Genomic DNA, 21,667 nt, shown 5'->3' with positions numbered 1-21,667 from the left:
GTGGAGTTTTGGATAAGTTCAAAGTAGTTGTAACAGACTGGGAGTTTGAAGATCTTCGATTTGAGGAAGCGGTGTTATACCAATCACCTGAAATTGAAGTAATCGCAGCCCAATGTCGTACGGAAGCTGAAGTCATTCATGCTTGCCGTAATGCAGACGGTATTATCAATCAGTATGCCCCACTAAGCAGACAAGTGATTGAATCGTTGACTAACTGTCAGGTGATCACACGTTATGGGGTTGGAGTCAATACGATTGATTTGGAAGCGGCTACAGAAAGAGGAATCTGTGTAGCGAATGTGCCTGATTACTGTATGGATGAAGTTTCAGATCATGCTTTGGCCTTGATTTTATCATGGGTAAGGAAAGTAGTGGTTGCCAATCAACAGGTAAAAAACGGAAATTGGGATTTTAAGGTGACACGACCGATTCATCGGCTGCGTAATCAAACACTGGGTCTTGTTGGTTTTGGCAGGATTCCTCAATCACTTGCCGAGAAAGCAAAGCCACTTGGGTTTACCATCATCGCTTCGGATCCTTATTTTCCAGCAGCAGAGGCAAAGAGAAAGGGTGTTACTCTCGTCTCTCTTGAAACGCTTGTAGAAGAGTCGGATATCATTTCTGTCCATGCTCCGCTAACTCCAGCTACAAAAGGGATGCTTGGAAAAGAACAATTTGCGAGGATGAAAAAGAAACCATTGATTATCAATACTTCGAGAGGCCCTGTTATTGATGAGGGTGCTCTAGTTGATGCGCTTGAGCGAGGACATGTAGTGGGAGCAGCTTTAGATGTAGTTGAAGAAGAGCCGATTGATGCACAGCACCCGTTTCTTTCGATGGATCAAGTGATCTTAACACCACATGTTGCCTGGTATTCGGAAGAAGCAGAGGCGGAAATGCGGACAAAGGCAGCGGTGGGGATCAAGGATGTACTGATTGAAAAGAAGTATCCGAAATACCTGGTTAATTTAGAAGTAAAAAATTATAAGGATTTGAGGGAACAAGTAGGTCAAGAGACCATTCCAAATATTAAAGGAACGAGATAAGGGGGAAGTGTAAATGAAAAGTTGGTTAAAAAAGTTGGGTGTTGGAATTATTATTCCAGGGATGTTACTGCTTAGTGCATGTAGTTCTTCATCAACCGACAGCAATGCTGGGGGGAATAAGACTGAAGGAATTCAAGAGAGAACGATCAAAGCGGGAATAGGGCTTAACGAAGACCATCCAGAGGGCCTAGGATTAAAAAAGTTTGGTGAAATTGTGGCTGAAAAGAGCGGTGGGAAATTAACAGTAAAACCATTTTACAGTGCGACACTAGGTGATGACCAAAAAATGACTGAGGCCCTTCAGGGAGGACTTCAAGAGATTACCATCCCGTCTACATCGCCATTAGTAGGAATGATTAAGGAATTTGGAATATTTGATTTCCCATTCCTGTTCAACACACCTGAAGAAGCTGATGCAGTGCTTGACGGGCCAGTTGGTCAAAAGCTACTTGAAAAACTCCCAGAACACGGGCTTATCGGACTGGGATACTGGGAAAATGGGTTCCGCCAATTGACAAACAGTAAACATCCTGTTGAAAAGGCGGAAGATTTCCAAGGGCTTAAGATTAGAACTATGCAAAATGAAGTCCATCTTGATGCATTTAAAGAGCTTGGGGCAAATCCAACACCAATGGCTTTTTCAGAAGTGTTCACCGCACTAGAGAGTAAAACAGTTGATGGTCAGGAAAATCCACTAGCAACTATTAAGTCGAATAAATTCAATGAGGTTCAGGATTATTTAAGTTTGACTGGGCATGTATATACGCCATTTGTATTTCTGGTTAGTAAGAAATTCTGGGATGGTCTCTCTGAGGAAGAGCAAACCATTTTACAAGATGCAGCAATTGAAGCAGGAAAGTATCAACGAGAGTTAAGCCGGGAAGAAGATGCCAAAGCGATTGAAGAATTAAAGGCCGCAGGAACAAAGGTAAACGAAGTATCAGCTGAAGAAAAACAAAAAATGAAAGAGGTCATTCAGCCTATTATTGATGACTACTCTGAAAAGTTTGGTCAGGACCTAGTAGACGAGATGATGAAGGAAATTGAAAAAGTACGCAAATAGGTAAGAGATTCCCGGGAGATGAGAGAACATGGAAATCATAAACGAACTCCTGCGTGACATAGAGATTCCACAAATGATAAAGATAAGGCAAACATTTCATGCTCCAGAAGTTGAGAATGTAAAAAAGGCCGTTTATGAAGCGATTCAAACGGCCGGGGTACTTAATAGAGTCGAATCTGGAGACAGAGTGGCCATCGCTGTTGGTTCAAGAGGAGTCGCCAAATTGCCGGAACTGGTTAGGGAGACTGTGAATGCTGTGAAAAGTGTTGGAGGGCATCCTTTCATCGTACCAGCGATGGGCAGCCATGGAGGGGCAACTGCCGCTGGGCAAGTGGATGTTCTTGAGCAGTTGGGGGTAACGGAAGATGCAATTGGCGCCCCCATTCTAGCTTCAATGGAAGTTGTAGAAATTGGAAAACTACCAAACGGTCTTCCAATCTATATGGATCATCATGCTTACAAGGCAGATAAAATCATTGTGATCAACAGGATTAAACCTCATACAGCCTTCCGCGGACCAGTAGAAAGCGGACTAATGAAGATGATTACCATTGGTCTTGGAAAGCAAAAAGGGGCGGAAGCTGCCCATGCCTACAGCTTCAAATACATGGCTGAGCATGTAGTGGAGATGGCGAAAATAGCTATCGAGCGTACGCCAATCATTTTTGGTCTCGGGTCGATAGAAAATGCCTATGATCGACCTGCTAAGATTGTTGCGATTCCGGCAGAGGAAATTATCCATCGTGAGCCGGAACTTTTAAAAGAAGCAAAATCACTAATGCCAAGAATCATGTTTGATCCAATCGATGTTCTTGTAGTGGATGAACTAGGGAAGGATATTTCGGGGGACGGAATGGATCCAAATATAACTGGACGATACGCTACACCTTATGCTAGTGGCGGTCCTCAGGTAACCAGAATTGCAGTTTTGGGATTAACAGAGAAAACACATGGGAACGCAAATGGAATCGGCATGGCCGATGTTTCTACCCAGAAGGTGATGGATCAAACCATTTTGGAAAAAGGATATGCTAATGCTTTGACAAGCACAGTCACACAGGTCGTCAAGCTACCGATGATTTTAGAAAATGAGGAATTGGCAGTAAAAGCAGCGATTAAAACCTGTAATGCTTTTGATTTAAGCAAAGTAAGGATCGTCCGAATCAAAAATACATTGGAAATCCAGGAGATATGGATATCAGAATCGATGTTGGAGGATGCGAGAAGCATAGATTCTATTGAAATAGTATCTGATCCAGCCCCGATGGATTTGTCGAGTTTGGACGTTAGTATTTAAGCAGTTTAATAGAAAAACAATTTCTTTGTAGTCTAAGGATGTTTACCTAAGTAGTTTAGTAGGGAGGGATTTTTATAAAAATCACAGCATTAACACTTTATAAAGTGCCTCCCCGTTGGCTATTCCTGAAGATTGATACAGACGAAGGGATTTCAGGATGGGGAGAACCAATTGTTGAAGGGCGAGCAGATACAGTAAGAGCTTGTGTGGAAGAAATCAGCGACTATCTTGTCGGAAAAGATCCCTTAATGATTGAGGACCACTGGCAGATGCTTTATAGAGGGGGATTTTACAGAGGCGGTCCGATTTTAATGAGCGCCATTTCCGGAATTGAACAGGCGCTCTGGGATATTAAAGGGAAGTACTATCACATTCCGGTATACGAAATGCTAGGTGGAAAGGCAAGGGAAAAAATCAGGGTCTATTCCTGGATTGGTGGAGATCGGCCAACAGATGTAGCACATGCAGCCAAGGAAAAGGCGGATGCCGGTTTTACAGCAGTCAAAATGAATGCAACAGAAGAAATGGATTATATTGATACCCATTCAAAGGTGGAGGCGACCGTTCAACGAATCGCTGCCGTTAGAGAAGCGGTGGGTAAAGAGTTTGGAATTGCCCTCGACTTTCATGGCAGGGTTCACAAGAGCATGGCGAAAATTCTCGTAAAGGAATTAGAACCTTTCCGCCCGATGTTTATCGAGGAACCCGTTTTACCGGAAAATAATGAGGCTTTAAGGGAGATTGCCCGGCATACTGTCTGCCCGATTGCTACAGGAGAACGTCAATATAGCCGTTGGGGCTTTAAACAGCTTCTAATAGATGGGTATGTGGACATTATTCAGCCGGACCTTTCTCACGCCGGTGGAATCCTTGAATGCAAAAAAATTGCTGCTATGGCAGAGGCTTTTGACGTTTCGGTTGCCCCACACTGTCCACTAGGACCGATTGCCCTAGCCTCCTCTTTTCAACTGGATGCCTGTACACCAAATGTGGTGATTCAAGAACAAAGTCTAGGTATTCATTACAATCAAGGCAGTGATTTACTTGACTATTTAACAAATCCATCCGTCTTTAAATATACAAATGGTTTTGTCGAGATTCCCGAAGGTCCTGGATTGGGCATTGATGTGAATGAAGATGCCGTTTTGGCTGCAGCTGAAAAGGGGCATGATTGGAAAAATCCAATTTGGAGAAACGAAGATGGCAGTGTAGCCGAATGGTAAAAAGGAGGTAGATTTGATGTCATTGAAATTCCCTTATATTGAGAATACAGTTAACCCATATCGGGATAATGTTCAAGGTAAAGCAAATGAACCAATTTGCGTCGCGGGATTGTTGGACCGGTCCAAACAAATCCTCCAAGCAGAATTGAAAGGGTACCAGCCCGATTGGTCGTTAGAAGCGATTTATGACCGGCTTCATCATAATGCTCCAAGGATTGCGATTATTGGAGGTTCACAGGATCATCCAGCCCATATCATGGACTTCCAAACGATTGCAAGGGCAGCCGTCCGGATTTGGCAGAACGGAGGCGTCCCTTTTCAATTTGCGACTCCTGTCATGTGTGATGGCACCGCACAGAGTAACCAGGGTATGAGCTATTCCTTACAAAGCCGGAATGCAGTTGCGCAAATGGTTGTGAACCAGCTGGAAGCGCACAGCTATCACGGGGCATTCGTGATTCAGGGCTGTGACAAACAGCCTCTTGGTGTCGTAAGTGCCTTGGCACATTTAGATCGAGTTCGCAAATTCCGACATGAGGCACCTTTTTTTGCTACTTTTGCTCCTGCTCATGTTCTGAAGGGAGGAACGATCCCAAGTGCGCTCTTTTCTGAGCTTGAAGAAGTAGCACTCCTTGCAGAAGCGAAAGGGGCCGAGGACATTGCTTTTGACTTACGTGACGCACTTTCGTATATTTTACAATGCTCCTCAAATACAGCGTTCCAAGGCGTACTTGAGCGCGCTCGGGAGCGGGGCATCATTACGAAGGATCAGCATGAGCTTTACGAAAAGAAATTGGCTGTCGCAACTTGTGATGGTCAGGGTGGTGTCTGTGCCTTTAACGGAACAGGAAACAGCTCCCGCCACCTAGTAGCGGGTATGGGGCTCGTACATCCTGCAGTTGAGCAACTGACAGCTCCGCCAACACAGGTAGAGGTAAATGAAGCAGTGGATTCACTTGCAGGGATGATAAATGATCCAGCTTTTGGAACTTCAAGCATTATGGCTGCCAATATTAGAAATGCGATCAGAATTCACAGCGCATCAGGGGGCTCCACCAATTTGATGATGCATATCGTTGCTGCGATGGTGTACGGCGGTTATAAATTTAACCTGTGGGATTATGACCAAATCCATCATGAGGTTCCTATTCCAGATTTGTTTAACTATAGCCTGACAGAGGGCAGAGACATTTTTGCACTTGCGATGCAATGCTGTAGTGGTCAGATTAAAGGGATGGAAACACTTATCTATGAGTTGATTGAAAATGGCGTCCCAATGGATATAGATGCACCGACAGTGACAGGGACAACATGGAGAGAGCGGCTCTCGAAAAAACAAGGTTTACCGGCAACTGGAGTAAAGGATAATCCTATTATTCTCTCAAAACCAAGAAGGTCATTCAGCGGAGTAGACGTGTTAACAGGGAACTTTTTTGAAAGTGCTGTGGTTAAGATAAGCGGAATGACGACAGCACAACTCGATAATTTTGATCACAAGGCGTCATTTGTCCTTTTCTATGATAATGAACATAGCGCCAATGAAAGATTGTTGGAAGAAAATTTATTAGAAAAATTAAAGCAGAACAGAAGTTTTGACTATTTAACGATGAAGGCAATGCTCAAACACAATGCACCTGATTTGTTTAAAAACGGTATGAATTTGGAGTATGATGAGCTATTTGACTTGATGGTTGCTGAAGGTGCTTTGAAAATTTCCGTGATTGTGTCCGGTCAGGGGCCGGAAGCATTCGGAATGCCAGAAATGTTTACCCCAATGCAACATATCAACGCGAACCGAAAGCTGAAAAGAGTAGCAACGTTAATCAGTGATGGCCGCTATTCTGGAGTAACCTACGGTGCTGCGATTGGGCACATGACTCCAGAAGCGAAGAATGGTGGAGGAATTCTTTACTTAAAGACAGGGGATGTGCTTTATCTACAGCTTCGTAACAAAAGAATTGATTATTTAGATGAAGAAGAATTCCAAAATGGAAATCTTGTATTTCAGTTTGATACTGCTAAAGAGGCTAGGAAAGAGCTGGGTGAAATAAGACTAAAAACGATTCGTCAACGCCAGCGTCTTATCGCCGCAAGCAATCGGATGGCGGGACATACGGATGCAGCCAATGGTGTTGTTCCGTTCGAGGTGGCAGAAGATGCTGTATACGACTATAAGGTGGATTTGGCTGCTTACTCAACCAATCTTTCAGAAAAAAAACATTGAATTCAATCGGGAGAATAGGGGGCTAATGAATGGATGTCATTACATTTGGTGAAACAATGGTTTTGTTTACCCCAATAACACCAGGCCCCTTACGGTTTAATAGCAGTTTTCAAAAGACAATTGGGGGAGCAGAATCGAATGTCGCAATCGCTCTTTCAAGACTCGGTCATCAAGTGGGATGGACGGGAAGACTTGGAATGGATGAGTTTGGCATTTACATTCGAAACTTTATTAGAGGAGAAGGCGTTGATACTTCGGGTGTTGTTTTTGACGAAAATAACCCTACCGCGGTATTTTTTAAGGAAATGCGACCTATGCAGGAACCGAATATTTTATATTACCGGAAAGGCTCTGCTGCCAGCAGGATGGTTCCAGCAGATTTAAATGAAGAGCAAATAAAAACGGCGACGTACCTTCATTTAACCGGCATTACTCCTGCATTAAGCTCTTCTTGCAGGCAAACCGTAATGCATGCCATTTCATTGGCGAAAAAGAATGGAGTGAAGGTAGTCTTTGACCCGAATATCCGTCTGAAGCTTTGGAGCAAAGAAGAGGCGCACGGGATTTTGAACGACATCGCCGTTCAATCTGATATCGTTCTTCCTGGACTTGAAGAAGGAACAATATTAACGGGAAAGAAACAACCAACGGATATTGCCGCCTGTTTTTTGGAAAAAGGTGTAGAAACAGTTGTGGTAAAGTTAGGTGATAAAGGTGCTTATTATGCAACGAAAGCAGCTGAAGGATTTGTTCCAGGTTATACCATAACTAGAATCGTTGATCCAATTGGTGCAGGAGATGGGTTTGCTGCTGGCTTTCTGTCTGGACTCTTACGAGGATGGTCATTGGAAGAAGCGGTACGCCTTGGAAATAGGGTGGGAGCATTTGCCCTGACTACTGCAGGCGATGTGGAAGGGTACCCGTTTTGGTCACAAATTCGTCAGGATAGAAGGGATACGGAAGTGCTTCGTTAACACCAAGAATACATATTACTAATCTACTTATTATGGTAAAATGTATTCATATATATAGGACTTTAGAAGGGTGAGAATAATGCTTATCATTCAATCAGTAGATCGTGCCCTCCGTATCCTCGATTTATTCGATGAATACGAACAGGAAATGAAAATCACTGAAATTAGTGAAAAAATGCAACTTCATAAAAGTACAGTACACTCTTTATTACAGACATTAAGGCAAAGAGGATATATTGAGCAAAATCCTGAAAACGGTAAATACCGACTTGGAATGAAACTATTCGAGCGTGGTAATGTTGTCATTCGAAGACTTGACCTTCGTACGATTGCCAAAAAGTATTTAATCGAGTTGTCGGTAAAGTCGGGAAATACAGTCCATCTTGTTATTCGTGATGGCAAAGAAGGGATTTATATTGATAAGGTAGAAGGTCCCTCCGCGACAGTACTGTACTCAAGAATTGGAAGAAGGATACCGTTGCACAGCAGTGCGGTCGGAAAATCGCTTATTGCAAATAAATCTAGTAATGAACTTCAAGAAATCCTTAAAGATTATGAATACGTTCAGCAGACGCCTAATACAATCACAGATGAAACACTGTTTTTGGCTGAACTTGAAAACGTAAGGGAAAACGGCTATTCGATGGATAAAGAAGAAAATGAACCAGGAATCACCTGCGTTGCAGTTCCAATCTGGGATCATACTGGAACAGTTGTAGCGGCGATGAGTATGTCTCAGCATTCTGCAAGTATCGACCAAGAAAAACTGCAGCGGACGGTTGAGATGCTAAAAGAAGCTGCGATGAAAATATCTAGAGAATTAGGATATGAAATGCATTTACCGATCAAATAGCGTCAAGGATTTTTATGACCTAAAACATAAAAATCCTTGGCCCTTATTCAACATGTTGCATCGTGATGTGGAGTCATTTTTTTGTTTAAATAACAAAACTTAGTTTTATATTATAAAACAGGAGGGTTTTACATGAGAATCATTCGTTTTGTAAATAATCATTCAGCTGTGGTGCTAGGTGCGTTAACAGATCAGGGAGACATTTATTCTTTGCCTCATTCGGATTTTATGGAATTGGTGAATCAAGCGGAATCTACTGGGGTTACAGCCCTTAAACTGATTGAAAACTCTATAGCCGGGACTGAACCAATTAAAGAGAGGCTAGACGAATTAGAATTACTAGTTCCGATTGTTGCCCCAGAGGTATGGGCTTCTGGAGTGACCTATGAGAAAAGTAGGGATGCAAGAAACTATGAAACTACAAATGGAAAAAACGACGAACAAACCTGTTATGACAAAGTCTATGATGCTGAGCGACCTGAGTTATTTTTAAAATCAACTGCAGCCAGAACTATTGGGCCGAATACTCCCGTATACTTACGAAATGATTCCAACTGGCAAATTCCTGAGCCTGAGGTGGGTGTTGTCATCACAAAAGATGGTCGGATTGTTGGATATACAATTGGTAATGATATGAGTTGCAGGGACATCGAGGGTGATAACCCCCTTTATTTACCACAAGCTAAGATATGGAAACATTCATGTGCTATTGGACCAGCTATTCGCCTTGCGGAAACGGTAGAAGACCCGTATAATTTTCAGCTTATCTGCCGAATTTTCAGAGGTGACCAACTGGTCGTTGAGGGGACTGCCAATACAGCTCAGTTAAAACGACGTTTTGAAGAATTAGTCTCATTCTTAGTTCGAGACAATGAAATTTTTGATGGTACAGTTCTGTTAACAGGCACCTCGATTGTACCGCCAAACGAATTTACTCTTAAAGAGAAGGACCATATTGAAATTGAGATTTCCTCTATCGGTGTATTAGCTAATCCTGTAAAAGTTCAGGTGCCTAGTGAGAAAGTCATGTAACTGGATTCGCGTTCTCTTCCAACGGGATGTGGAGGAGAGTTTTACAATGATAACTTCGGAAAAGGGGGATGAATAAGTGGAACGAGAATCACGTAAGTTTCATGGGGTAATCTCTCCGGTTGTCACCTTATTTAATGAGGATGGAGACTTTAACTGGGAAGCGAACAAACAGTTAACGGATTTTCTCATTAATAAAGGGGTACACGGGATCTTATATATGGGTAGTACTGGAGAGTTTTCTTCTTTATCCATTGAGATGCGTAAGCAATTCATTGCTGAAATGATTCCGTATGTGAATAATCGGGTACCCGTTTTGATTGGTACAGGGACTTCTTCATTAGCGGATACAATCGAATTGTCCCTTCATGCCCAAGAATGCGGTGCTGATGGGGTCCTTGTCGTAAGTCCGTACTATTGGAAATTTACAGAGGATCAACTTTATGATTATTTTACTAGTGTGTCCAAAAGTTTGAATATTTCTGTGTTAATATATAATATCCCGATGTTAACAGGTCAGAGTCTGTCACCACAACTCATTGCAAGACTTGCTGAAAACCGTGAGAATATTGTGGGTATTAAAGATACGATTGATAGCCTTGGGCATATTAGAAAACTTATTCTTGAGACAAAAAAGAAGAGAGAGGATTTTGCTGTTTTCGCAGCATTCGATGATTTAGTTCTCCCAGCGTTACAAATTGGAGCAGCAGGGTCGATTAATGGAACCTCCGTGTTTGCTCCCGAACAATCTGTTAATCTATATAATTGTTTTAAATCTGGGAAATTACAAGAGGCACTTACTTATCATCAAAAGATAAATTCCTTTATGTCCATTTATGAACTTAGCGATCCGCTTTTCATAGCAATCAAAGAAACGGTAAACCAAACAATTCTTGGTTACAAAACAGCCAATCTTCCACCTGCCTTGGCAGAGGAAACGACATTAAACCAAAAGGTAGAAACATTTATAAATACACATCTAAATTGATGCATAAGAACCGTCGAAATTAATTTACAAGCAAAAATAAATAAGAAGCGTTCCGCCAGTGGGTAGTAGTCCTTATAATATTTAGAGACTGCTCCCTTCTTTATTTTGGGAATAATTATTTAAGAATAATGTGTTTGCGCAAAGGTTTAAACAGAAAAAGATTTTAAAATGGTATGTGGAAGGTGTGATTTAGACTTTTACTGGAAATAAACAATAGTTTACTAATATAGTATTTTAATGATAAAATTCTTTTAGTTCATATGTGCTTAATCTTATTTTAAGAGCGGGGGACCCAATGATTTACACGGATATTTCCGTTATAGGTGAATTCTAATAAAGAAAGGGCTCAGTGTTTCCGATAGTCCTAACCTGAAAGCTAACCTCGTAAGCAATTTAGTGGAAACGAGAACGATAGAATCGTAAGTCGGCATTTGCCGTTTTTTTGTGAGAATTATCGTATTCATTTGTTTCCCTTGCCTAAGCAATACAGCTATATAAAAAACATCAAGAAGGTGAGGTAATTTATGAAAAAGTTTAAATTAAGTTTAGCCACTCAAATTTTTATCGGTCTTGTCTTAGGGATTATCGTCGGTGGGATTTTTTACGGAAGTGCAACAGCACAGAGTATCTTACAGCCGTTCGGTGATCTTTTTATCCGTTTAATTAAAATGATTGTAGTGCCAATTGTCCTTTCGAGTATCATCGTTGCGATTGCTGGTGTTGGTGATTTAAAATCGGTTGGAAAGTTAGGCGCTAAGTCTCTTACTTATTTTATAGGGATGACATTAGTCGCGATCGCGGTCGGTCTGATTGCTGCCAATGTTTTTCAGCCTGGTTCTGGTCTAAATATGGACAAGCTAGAGCAAAGTGATATTTCTGGTTATGTTCATACCTCAGAGGAACAAGAGGGAAAATCGATTACCGATACGCTGCTTCACATTGTTCCTACGAATCCAATCCAAGCGATGGTTGAAGGAGACATGCTCGCGATTATTTTCTTTGCCGTCGTATTCGGTTTAGGAATTGCTGCGATTGGTGAAAAAGGAAAACCAGTATTGCGTTTCTTTGAAGGTATGGCCAATGCCATGTTTTATGTAACGAACTTATTTATGAAGTATGCCCCAATCGGTGTATTTGCATTAATCGGGGTAACGATTTCGAAATATGGTTTTACATCCCTGATTCCATTAGGTAAGCTAGCCCTTACCGTTTATGGAACGATGATTTTCTTCGTGATTGTTGTTTTAGGCTTACTTGCTAAGTTCGTTGGGTTCAGTATTTTTAAATTACTGAAATTGATCAAGGAAGAGCTCATCTTAGCCTTTTCAACAGCAAGCTCGGAAACCGTCCTTCCGAAAATTATGGACAAGATGGAGCAAGCAGGAAGTCCAAAGCATATTGCGACTTTCGTTATTCCGACAGGTTATTCCTTTAATCTGGATGGATCTGTTTTATATCAAGCGATAGCTTCTTTATTTATTGCTCAAATGTACGGAATTGACCTAAGCATTGGTCAACAAATTACGCTTATGTTAGTGTTAATGGTAACTTCTAAAGGAATGGCAGGAGTGCCTGGAGTTTCCTTTGTTGTGTTATTAGCGACATTTAGTACAATTGGTTTACCTGCTGAAGGTTTAGCATTTATTGCGGGTATTGATCGTATTCTTGATATGGGACGTACTGCGGTTAACGTGGTAGGTAATTCATTAGCAGCTCTCGTTGTGGCGAAATGGGAAGGGAAATTTAACCCTCCTGTTGAAGTTGAAACCTTGAGAGAAACAGCTGAAGCTTCATAAAAATATTAGTCTTGTAAGCACATTTCTGTTGAACGGAAATGTGCTTATTTTTTTTCGTCAAAAGTAACAACTTCAAATTATGGATAACAGCCTGCATGCCTATTGCATAAGATATAAGAACATGAAGGGGGAGGTAATCAATATGCCAACTCATATCAATATTTATAGCATGAAAGTCAATAGCATTTCGAATAACGGTTCAGTGAATATTGGTGAATCCTTTCATAATGCTCACACAGCAAATTCTAAGTCCCAAGGGGAAAATTCATCCTATGGGGATCTTTCACCAACTACTTCGGGGATGGAAAATGTGTTTATTGACCCAGATTTTAATGATCAAGGAGATATTGGAAACCCAGCAGTTGTGAAAAATGTTGCTCAGGATTGATGATATACCATTTTTAGAAGAACTCCTTTACGCTTATGCGTATAAGATGAAGGATAATGTCAAAGAGAAAGGACTAAATAAGATGCCCTATATGATTAATATCTTTAATATAAAGACAAATAATATGAGTCAAAATGCGAATTTTGATATTGGGGGAACGGTTCATAATAGCCACACGGCCAATTCAAAAAATGTAGGTTTAAGCTTTTCTTTAGGTGATATCTCACCAAATTCATCTTGGATTGCAGAAGGTTATTTAGATACAGATGTTACAGATCAAGACCAAATCTTCAACCCATCTTTCCCTGTTTCTAATCAATTTTAGTTTGAGTATAAGGAGGTTATCAAATGTTCCCCTTTAAATCCCTCTTTCCATTTAATGATATCATGCAGCAGTTGATGAAACAGTCAACAGAGTCTTCGAGTATAGAAAAATTTGTTCAAGAGTCCATTTCGAAATCAATGTCAACTTCCATGGACTACTTTCAAAAAAATGCTTCTGTTTTAAATCGTTCGTTTCATGAGAACCAGGTGAGTGAAGATGGAGAGATTTCTTTACCCGAACAAAAAGAACAAAGTGAACTAACTCCTTCGATATTTGATTCTCTTGATCACGTGTATGTGAAGTTTAGAATAAAGGATCCGTCAAAATTACCGAACTTAAAAATTTTTCATACATCCAACCAAATTATCATTGAGGGGTACCCGAACGAAGAAAGTTATCATGTGTTCGCCCTGCCTGAGATTGTCAAGAAAAAAGGAGCTATTACCACCTATAAAGATGAATATCTTCAAATCAAACTACCTAAGGCAACCGATATGCAATATACACAAATAGACGTCCCTCCCATTGAATGAGCGGATGGGCGTCTTGTTCCTTAGATAATCGCAAAACAGGCATGCTGTAGCGAATTCACAGGAATGAAACGCTAATCGAACAATATGATTAATAGTAGAAAGCAATAACAATTTAGCTTATCCAATGAATTACGAGGGGAGGGAAGCATCGTGGATTTTGAAAAGCTTAAGCAGTGGATGGAGGTTGCCCAGAAATATCAAGCGGGTGATTTTTGGAACCAAGTATTTGATAAGGAATCTGCAAGGAAATTTATGCAGGACATGAAGGCAGAACAAAATGAACATCAAACAAGTCGTTCGGCAGAATCAATGGAATATCCTCCAATAGATATCTTCATGCTAGACTCTCAAATCGTCATCTTGATCGAAATCCCCGGGATTGATAAAAGAGACATTCAATTAAAAGTCATTGGATCGAAACTAACCATAAAAGGAATTTCAAGATTGCCATTTCAACCAGAAACAGCCTTAAAAAACGAGCGGGTATATGGCGAATTCGAACGCACGATTGAGCTTCCAGAACCAACAGATGGCAATCCGATAAGAGCCAGATTTAATCATGGACTCCTCGTGATCAGCTATCACAAAAAAATAGAGCCAGAGGAGTTTGTCATAATCGAATAGATGCTTATCCTAAATAAATTGATGGAAAAAAGTGTGGTGATGATAAAAATGCCCTTTAAAAGAAATTTTCATAAGGCAAATGGCCAGGAGGCTTTAGAGAAGAGAATCGCAACGCTTGAAATGGAATTTAAGAGAGTCAATACGCTGGAAGTGACAATGAAGCGGTTCTTGAAAATGGAAAGCCACTTTCTTGCCATTTCCACCATGAATGCATTAGAAGAGTCCGCAACAAAGGGAAAGAAGGAAAAGAAGTATCCTAGCATACCTGATGACCTTGAAGATAAAATCATTGCCACTTTGGAAAAAAGAATGAACGCTCAGTGGTTTCACGAAATGGACAAACTGAAGGAAAAGTTATATATCCTTACCCATGACATAACTAGCCTAAAGGAACGGATCCAACAATGTGAATCTGAAAATAAACAGATCCTCAAGGAATTTCATGAAATCAAGGAAGCATTGGGAAGTCAAACGAAATCAAACGATCTCCCTATTGTTTATCAGGATATAAAGGTTGAACGAATGCTGATTGATAAATATGAACTGAACAATAATATCGCTCACCTTGGAGTAAAAGATTTAAGTGGGAGCTTAAATGTTGGAGCTACATATGGAACGGGAATCATCCCGTCAGACTTAGCGGAGGATTTTTTATCGACCATGAATGATTTTAAAAAAGCAAAGAACGAGGAAAAGAATAGTGATGAACCAGCTGAACAGGCTGACACACATGATGAGGAAAACGGTGGAATGAAAGTCGACATGAACGAGGAGGGGACTGAGATAATTATAGAAGAAGACTAGTTATGCACCTTTAGAGGTCCCCCGGGAAATTCTAAGCCATTTTAACAGCTAAAATAAAAACATCTAAAATAGTAGAGGAATTCACATAAGAATTCGCTTTGCTATTTTGTTGATTTGATGGAGTTTTATTACAAGGTTCACATCATAACAAACATTATAAAGAGCAATGAATTTGACGAGCATAATATGATAATAAAAAAGACAGTTCTCTTGAAGGGGTTATTACAATTTTTTTAAAACAAAAGCTACCCGTTTGTTGAATAATCAAATCACAAAGAAGATATTTTATTACTTTCTTCTTTTTTGCTGTATATCTCATAAGCAAAATATCCAAATAATAAACCTATTCTGCTCCCAAACTTACTGTAGATAGTAAGGAAATTGAGAAAAAAATGCTAATAAGTACTCCAACAGCACAGACGGTGCGGAAAAAGTTGTGTAAATAGGTTTCAAATCAATCCTCCTTGGCAAGAATTAGGATAAATAATTTTTGCCAAGGAGGTTTTTTCTACATGAAATTACCAAAGGAATTAATCAGAGAAATTGTAAAGGAACAAAAATTCACTAGTACCAATCAAATCATGGAAACGATCAAAGAAATGTTTTCCGATGTATTGGAGGAAGTGCTCCAATGTGAAATTGATGAGCAACTGGGTTATGAAAAGCATCAACGTCGAAATGATGGACCTAATAATTATCGAAATGGTTCAACAAAACGGAAACTAAAAACACAATTTGGTGAAGTTGAAGTAAATGTTCCTAGAGACAGAAATGGCTCGTATGAGCCGCAAATTTTGGACAAATACCAAAGAAATGTGGACGGACTAGAAGAAAAGATTCTTTCCCTTTACGCTCATGGTATGTCTACAAGGGATATCAAGGAACAAGTCAAGGATCTCTATAATATTGAGATTTCCTCAGAGCTAGTTAGTAAGATTAGTGAAAAGATTATGCCACAAGTAAATGAGTGGCAGAGCCGTCCACTTGAAGCCTATTATCCTTTTATTTTTATGGATGCCATTCATTATAAAATTCGGGATAATCACCAAATTGTCTCGAAGGCAGCTTATGTTGTTTTGGGAATTAACAATGAAGGATATAAGGAAATATTGGGTATTTGGGTTGGTGGAAATGAAAGTAGTAAGTTTTGGTTAGGTGTGTTGAACGATTTGAAAACGAGAGGCGTTAAAACAGTTAATCTTTTCTGCGTAGATGGGCTTACAGGGTTTAGAGAGGCCATTCAAGCTGTGTATCCTTTCGCTAGTATTCAACGTTGTATCATTCACCAGATTCGTTCAAGTACAAAATACGTTTCTTATAAACATTTAAAAGAATTTGTCGCTGACTTAAAATTAATCTATACTTCCATCAACGAGGAATCGGGAATGGAAAGGCTCATAGAATTTAAAGAAAAATGGGGTAAAGAGTATCCATCTGCCGTAAAATCATGGGAAGAAAATTGGGATATTTTAGCTACCTTCTTTGCATATCCTCCAGAAATTAGGAGAATAATATATACTACGAATATTATCGAAGGACTACATCGTCAATTTAGGAAAGTGACAAAAACAAAGTCTATTTTTCCTAATGATGATAGTTTAAGAAAGATGCTTTATTTAGCATCTCAAAACATTACCAAAAAATGGACGATGCGTTACCGTAATTGGGACATGATCTTGAGCCAGCTTGAGATATTGAACCAAACATCATAATTGGGGACTCTGTCCCCAAACCCCTGAAGTTTAACGCATTTGTTTTCCCTAAAACGGACAAAAATAACGGACAGATCAAGTCCGTCCGTTTTAGTGTAAAAACCATAAAACCGCTCAGGTTGCACTTCTGCATTGCCCTATCCTGTTTTATGGTAAAAGGCAATTATAGTATTGCCAGGTTATATTTTTTCATACCTATTATTTCTTGCCTTGCGAAGATTGTTGAATATTACTTACACAAGATTTTACGCAGACCCACAGCACAACCAATTATCATGCCAAGTGGAATTAAACTATCCAACAAATTTTGAGCTTTTTTTGATTTTTTCTTACCCAGGGTGCCTTTCTTATATTTAGCTTTCATTCTTATAACTACAAATACAGCAATCACACCCACGGTTACAACAGGTAGTAAAATACGCACGATTTCCAAAGATAAGCCCTCCCTTATTTTGATTTTATATATTTTTACTTGTTAAAAATCTCATTATGCACTCTTTCACAAACCTTCTTGGTTCAACGCACCCCTTACTTCAACTACTCCTATTTAGAACTTTTTCTAAATTTGCACTTAATGAAATAAATTCATCTTTGGTAATCTCAATTTCTGGTTCTACCCAAGAAAACCCATCGTTCACAAACCGTGGGATAATATGCATATGGTAATGCTCAACATCCTTAAATATCCCATTGTTTTGCATTAAAGTAATTCCGTCTGTGTTTAATATTTTTTCAAGAGCAGTAGCAACCTTTTGAGATGCAAGTATTACTTGTGTCAAACTGTCTTTGTCAACTTCACTAAATTCTTGATAATGTTTTTTAGGAACAACTAATATATGTCCCTTGTTAATAGGGTGTTTGTCTAAAAAACAACATATATAATCATCTTCATAAATTATATAAGCATCTTCGTTTTTACAGATTATCTCACAAAAAATACAAGTCTCCATACTACACCTCTCCATATATTCTTTTTGAACTAAACTGTTCCGTTAGTACAATAACTTCAACAAAAAGGTGCATGAATCCTTCTTGGAACAATGCACCCGTTAGTAAAGTAACACTTATTTTAACCTAAAAAATAAATGACAAATTTACCAAGTTGCAAAATAATTATGTTAGACTAAAAAAAGGAAAAATTATGAAAGAAGGGGAATGTATAGAAAATGAAATCGAAAGCATTATTAGTATTGGGTGCGGTTGTTGTCGGAGGAAGTTTAGTCGTTGGATTCACGCACGTTGACGCACCATCGGAAGCAAAAGCGGAAACACCATCGGAAGTGAAAGTGAGTGCACCAACGCAGGAAGAAATCAATGAAATGATCGAAGATTATCCGAAGAATACACCCTTGACGCAAGAAATGTCCAACAAAGTAAGGAAATATCTTGAAACAGTCGAGAAGAACGAAGAACCAAGTTTCGAATCTATGAAGAACAACCCAACGGTCACGGCAGCGGTTTTGGCATATCAACAGGAAGACGAAGCATTGCAAAAGAAAATTCGTTTCAATCTTCCATCTAGTGAACTACTTCATTACACAACGTTTGAAAAAGGTTTCTATCCACAAGATCTTCTTGACCAATCAGTTGAACGGGATATTCCAATTTTAACATCCGTAAAATCAATGTCGGACAATGTAGCGTTTAATGGATTAATTGACGAAACTATTGAAGGTATAACCGAAGCACGGGCAAATGGAGACGCCGAAGGATATTTTAATTCGTGGGCGAAATTGGACGTATTCCGTGACATTATTGGAGAATTATCCCGTCCGAAGGAATGGAAGGACGTATCGACAAAGGGGGATTTGACGAAGCCCGACTTCCCGTTGAATGTGAAGGAATATATCCCAAATACGTTAAAACATTGGAACGGTGAACCTGACGAAAAACTAATGCAAGTGGGATATCCGCCTGAATACGATTATTATATGAAGGCATACGGTATCCTTGCGGTAGTGGGCGACCATATTCGGGTTGAAGGCGTTGACCTTGAAAAAGATTTCCACAAGTTGCGAATGCTTGCGGCGGTTATCCAAATCGAACACGACAATCGGGTGAAGCACATTAAAATTGACCCGACAAAAACGGATAAACAACCCCCAAGTGAAGTGGTTAAAAATTGGAAGCCTGCAAGTAAACGATATCACCAAGCAGTTGAATACATGGAGCAATTGTTGAACGATATCAACGTTGTGGTCAACAGGACGGGACAACCGTTCGGTGTGTCGGAACACTTGGACGGAGATAAGGTTGACGAATTGGATTCGTTTCTAAAAGTTGACGAAGCGAATATCAAAGAAATGTTGAAATACTTGTAAATCACAACGGCGGCGGGGCTTCCTGTCGTTTTTGTTTTATTACGGATAGTTTGTCCTTGACTTTATACTATTTTTTCTCTGGCATTTTCTTTCTACTTGAATAATATTGAAGGCTTTCTGGGTTGATATAATTGAAAAAACAATTAAAAGAGGGAAAACAATTAGTAGAGAAAATAAGTCAGTTATTTCATTCCAAGGTACAAAGTAAGTGAAAATTAAGTCATATATTTTAAAAAATAAAATGAAAAACAGTATTGCTTCAACCACCTGCCCTCCCTTTTTCTGAATATCAGCATAATTTCTTATTGAACTAAACCGCTTCTTTAGTTGAAGAGTAGCTACTTCAAAATATTAATAGAATTTCCTTATGACTGTTTGACAATTTTATCAAGGTATAGTTGATTTTATATATGTTTTTCATATACGAGTACCTCAAAAGAGAGTGTCTTAGTGGATTTCCGGAGCTCTTTCTTGTTTTGCCCATCTGCCCCCCTAATGCCCATTTCATGGTTTCCTCGGTTTTATCTCCACATGATTCACATCGAGAAATTTAGAAAATAGCTCAAATGACATAACGAGGTCAATTCAGTACCCCCTATCCGTCAATATTGTTTCCTGTATTCTCATTTTCGACCGGCTATAATAAAAGAAAACGGTTTCAAAAATAAGGGGGTGGTGTAAATGGAGGCTAAGACAGCAGTAAATGAAGGACAACTGAGCCGAAAACCAGAACTCGGGGCCAAACGAAAAATTAAATGGAAAAACGTGTTAACCTATGCTGCTTTTGTTGGACCTGCATTATTGTTTTTTGTGGTCATTCAAATTATCCCATTTTTAATGGGGATCTATTATTCATTTACATCCTGGAATGGAATTAGCGCAGCGGTGGACTGGGTTGGATTTGAGAACTATAAAAAGATATTTACCAACGATGCGAAGTTTTTCAATTCCTTCTGGTTTACAACAAGGTTTATGTTTGCAGCTGTTATCATTAGTAATTTGTTAGGATTCGGGCTAGCGTTATTGCTAAATGGGGCCCTAAAGACGAGGAATATTTTACGAACGGTCTTTTTTATGCCAAATGTCATTGGCGGACTTTTGCTCGGGTTTATCTGGCAGTTCATTTTTGTGAAGGGGTTCGCATCGGTAGGAAAGTATACCGATATTGGGATTTTTAACCTTGCATGGTTAGGTGATGAAGCTACTGCCTTTTGGGGAATTGTGATTGTATTCGCTTGGCAAACGGCTGGGTATATGATGGTCATTTATATCGCAGCTTTGCAAGGAGTCGATCAATCTTTAGTAGAGGCAGCTAGAATTGATGGGGCTTCGAATTGGAATGTATTAACTAAAATAATTATGCCGTTAATCTTGCCTGCGTTTACGATTTGTTTCTTTTTGACAATCTCAATGGCCTTTAAGATTTTCGACATTAATATCTCGTTGACGAACGGTGGACCGTTCAACTCAACAGAGTCTGTGGCTATTAATATTTATCGGGAAGCCTTTCAGTATAATAATTTAGGTTTAGGTACCGCTAAAGCGGTCTTGTTCTTTGTGATCGTGGCAGTCTTTACGACTGTTCAAGTTGTGATGACGAAGAAAAAGGAGGTTGAGGCGTAATGAACCAAAGATACACGAAGAGGACCTTACTTTTAGAGATATTCGGAATTGTGTTAGGGCTCATTTTTCTCATCCCATTTTACTTTGTCTTTATTAATTCTGTGAAAGCTTTTTCTGAGATATTAATTGATGCAGCGGCATGGCCAAAGGAAATTTTATTTACGAATTTTGTGAAGGTATGGGACATCATTCATTTTCCGAGAGCGTTTTGGAATTCATTGATTATTACGGTTGCCAGTAATATTGGCATTGTCGTAATTAGTTCGATGGCCGCATGGAAATTGGTCAGAACGGGTGGAAAGCTTAGTAGCTTCTTATTTATCTTTTTTGTTGCAGCAATGGTGATTCCCTTCCAATCTGTCATGATTCCGTTGATGAAGCTTGGCGGGATATTAGGAATCGTTAATAGTATTCCAGGTATTGTGATGATGTATTTTGGGTTTGGCGTACCTTTGTCCTTATTTCTTTTTCACGGATTTGTGAAGACGGTACCAATTGAAATTGAGGAATCAGCGAGAATAGATGGATGTTCACAGTTTGGCGTCTTTTGGCGAATTGTTTTTCCATTATTAAAACCCATTACCGTTACGGTGATTATTTTAAACACCTTATGGATTTGGAATGATTACTTACTGCCTCTCCTTGTTTTAACGGATGCAGAACTACGAACGATACCTTTAGCCACAAGCTCTTTCTTTGCTCAGTATACAAAACAATGGGATATGGGATTAGCAGCACTCGTTCTCGGGATCACACCAATCATCATCTTTTTCTTGTTTTTACAGAGACATATTATTAAGGGAATTGCTTCAGGATCGATTAAATAAGGGTTATACGTTTTTGT

Annotated in this window: 20 protein-coding genes, 1 pseudogene and 1 riboswitch; of the genes and pseudogenes, 19 read left to right on the top strand and 2 right to left on the bottom strand. The window is 39.6% G+C overall.

The genetic code is table 11. The features are described 5' to 3' along the window. Positions 1–8 precede the first annotated feature (8 nt). From ABC371_RS23755 to ABC371_RS23680, 16 genes are all read left to right on the top strand, one after another. On the top strand, positions 9–1,046 hold the full coding sequence (locus tag ABC371_RS23755; protein ID WP_412899073.1) for a C-terminal binding protein: 1,038 nt from the start codon (positions 9–11) through the stop codon (positions 1,044–1,046). A gap of 13 nt (positions 1,047–1,059) precedes the next feature. Beyond that, positions 1,060–2,109: a TRAP transporter substrate-binding protein gene (locus ABC371_RS23750; RefSeq protein WP_412899072.1), complete on the top strand. Its 1,050-nt coding sequence runs from the start codon at positions 1,060–1,062 to the stop codon at positions 2,107–2,109. 28 nt (positions 2,110–2,137) lie between these two features. Then, positions 2,138–3,406 (top strand): nickel pincer cofactor-dependent isomerase, group 22, encoded by a 1,269-nt coding sequence (locus ABC371_RS23745; RefSeq protein WP_412899071.1) that lies wholly within the window; start codon positions 2,138–2,140, stop codon positions 3,404–3,406. A 74-nt stretch (positions 3,407–3,480) separates the two neighbouring features. Continuing rightward, positions 3,481–4,629, top strand: a complete 1,149-nt coding sequence (dgoD, locus tag ABC371_RS23740) for a galactonate dehydratase (protein ID WP_412899434.1) — start codon at positions 3,481–3,483, stop codon at positions 4,627–4,629. Positions 4,630–4,645: 16 nt separating this feature from the next. Next, positions 4,646–6,853: a dihydroxy-acid dehydratase domain-containing protein gene (locus ABC371_RS23735; protein WP_412899070.1), complete on the top strand. Its 2,208-nt coding sequence runs from the start codon at positions 4,646–4,648 to the stop codon at positions 6,851–6,853. Between the two features lie 29 nt (positions 6,854–6,882). Continuing rightward, positions 6,883–7,827: a sugar kinase gene (locus ABC371_RS23730; protein WP_412899069.1), complete on the top strand. Its 945-nt coding sequence runs from the start codon at positions 6,883–6,885 to the stop codon at positions 7,825–7,827. Positions 7,828–7,906: 79 nt separating this feature from the next. Beyond that, positions 7,907–8,680, top strand: coding sequence for an IclR family transcriptional regulator (locus ABC371_RS23725; protein WP_412899068.1), 774 nt, complete (start codon positions 7,907–7,909; stop codon positions 8,678–8,680). Between the two features lie 132 nt (positions 8,681–8,812). Continuing rightward, entirely contained in the window at positions 8,813–9,712 is a 900-nt protein-coding gene (locus tag ABC371_RS23720) for a fumarylacetoacetate hydrolase family protein (protein ID WP_412899067.1), read from the top strand. Positions 9,713–9,788: 76 nt separating this feature from the next. Next, on the top strand, positions 9,789–10,697 hold the full coding sequence (locus tag ABC371_RS23715; protein ID WP_412899066.1) for a dihydrodipicolinate synthase family protein: 909 nt from the start codon (positions 9,789–9,791) through the stop codon (positions 10,695–10,697). 253 nt (positions 10,698–10,950) lie between these two features. Next, positions 10,951–11,103, top strand: a riboswitch (cyclic di-AMP (ydaO/yuaA leader). Between the two features lie 118 nt (positions 11,104–11,221). Beyond that, positions 11,222–12,493 (top strand): cation:dicarboxylate symporter family transporter, encoded by a 1,272-nt coding sequence (locus ABC371_RS23710; protein ID WP_412899065.1) that lies wholly within the window; start codon positions 11,222–11,224, stop codon positions 12,491–12,493. Between the two features lie 142 nt (positions 12,494–12,635). After that, a complete protein-coding gene (locus tag ABC371_RS23705; protein ID WP_412899064.1) occupies positions 12,636–12,881 on the top strand; it encodes a spore germination protein in 246 nt (81 codons plus the stop codon). 82 nt (positions 12,882–12,963) lie between these two features. Further along, a complete protein-coding gene (locus tag ABC371_RS23700) occupies positions 12,964–13,206 on the top strand; it encodes a spore germination protein (RefSeq protein WP_116353807.1) in 243 nt (80 codons plus the stop codon). Positions 13,207–13,229: 23 nt separating this feature from the next. Beyond that, entirely contained in the window at positions 13,230–13,739 is a 510-nt protein-coding gene (locus ABC371_RS23695; protein WP_412899063.1) for an Hsp20/alpha crystallin family protein, read from the top strand. A 150-nt stretch (positions 13,740–13,889) separates the two neighbouring features. Continuing rightward, complete coding sequence (locus ABC371_RS23690) at positions 13,890–14,363, top strand: Hsp20/alpha crystallin family protein (RefSeq protein ID WP_412899062.1); 474 nt, start codon at positions 13,890–13,892, stop codon at positions 14,361–14,363. 48 nt (positions 14,364–14,411) lie between these two features. Next, positions 14,412–15,167 carry a hypothetical protein gene (locus tag ABC371_RS23685; RefSeq protein ID WP_412899061.1) on the top strand — a complete coding sequence of 252 codons (756 nt, stop codon included), beginning with the start codon at positions 14,412–14,414 and terminating at the stop codon, positions 15,165–15,167. Positions 15,168–15,679: 512 nt separating this feature from the next. Continuing rightward, positions 15,680–16,879 carry an IS256 family transposase gene (locus ABC371_RS23680; RefSeq protein WP_412895298.1) on the top strand — a complete coding sequence of 400 codons (1,200 nt, stop codon included), beginning with the start codon at positions 15,680–15,682 and terminating at the stop codon, positions 16,877–16,879. Positions 16,880–17,129: 250 nt separating this feature from the next. Here the strand turns inward: ABC371_RS23680 and ABC371_RS23675 are convergent. Together ABC371_RS23675 and ABC371_RS23670 are read right to left on the bottom strand one after the other, a co-directional pair. Next, positions 17,130–17,312, bottom strand: a pseudogene (locus ABC371_RS23675) (hypothetical protein); the annotation flags it as partial. A 100-nt stretch (positions 17,313–17,412) separates the two neighbouring features. Further along, on the bottom strand, positions 17,413–17,829 hold the full coding sequence (locus ABC371_RS23670) for an HIT family protein (RefSeq protein ID WP_412899060.1): 417 nt from the start codon (positions 17,827–17,829) through the stop codon (positions 17,413–17,415). Positions 17,830–18,045: 216 nt separating this feature from the next. Between ABC371_RS23670 and ABC371_RS23665 the strand changes: the two genes are divergently transcribed. From ABC371_RS23665 to ABC371_RS23655, 3 genes are all read left to right on the top strand, one after another. Beyond that, a complete protein-coding gene (locus ABC371_RS23665; RefSeq protein WP_412899059.1) occupies positions 18,046–19,200 on the top strand; it encodes a hypothetical protein in 1,155 nt (384 codons plus the stop codon). Positions 19,201–19,881: 681 nt separating this feature from the next. Beyond that, a complete protein-coding gene (locus ABC371_RS23660; RefSeq protein WP_412899058.1) occupies positions 19,882–20,823 on the top strand; it encodes a carbohydrate ABC transporter permease in 942 nt (313 codons plus the stop codon). Beyond that, positions 20,823–21,650: a carbohydrate ABC transporter permease gene (locus ABC371_RS23655; RefSeq protein ID WP_412899057.1), complete on the top strand. Its 828-nt coding sequence runs from the start codon at positions 20,823–20,825 to the stop codon at positions 21,648–21,650. Before ABC371_RS23660 ends, ABC371_RS23655 begins: the two co-directional genes overlap by 1 nt. The last annotated feature ends 17 nt before the right edge of the window (positions 21,651–21,667 follow it).

This window comes from Bacillus jepli (genome assembly GCF_047238305.1).
GTDB lineage: Bacteria > Bacillota > Bacilli > Bacillales > Bacillaceae_L > Ferdinandcohnia.
This window is presented reverse-complemented; position numbering and strand designations above follow the sequence as displayed.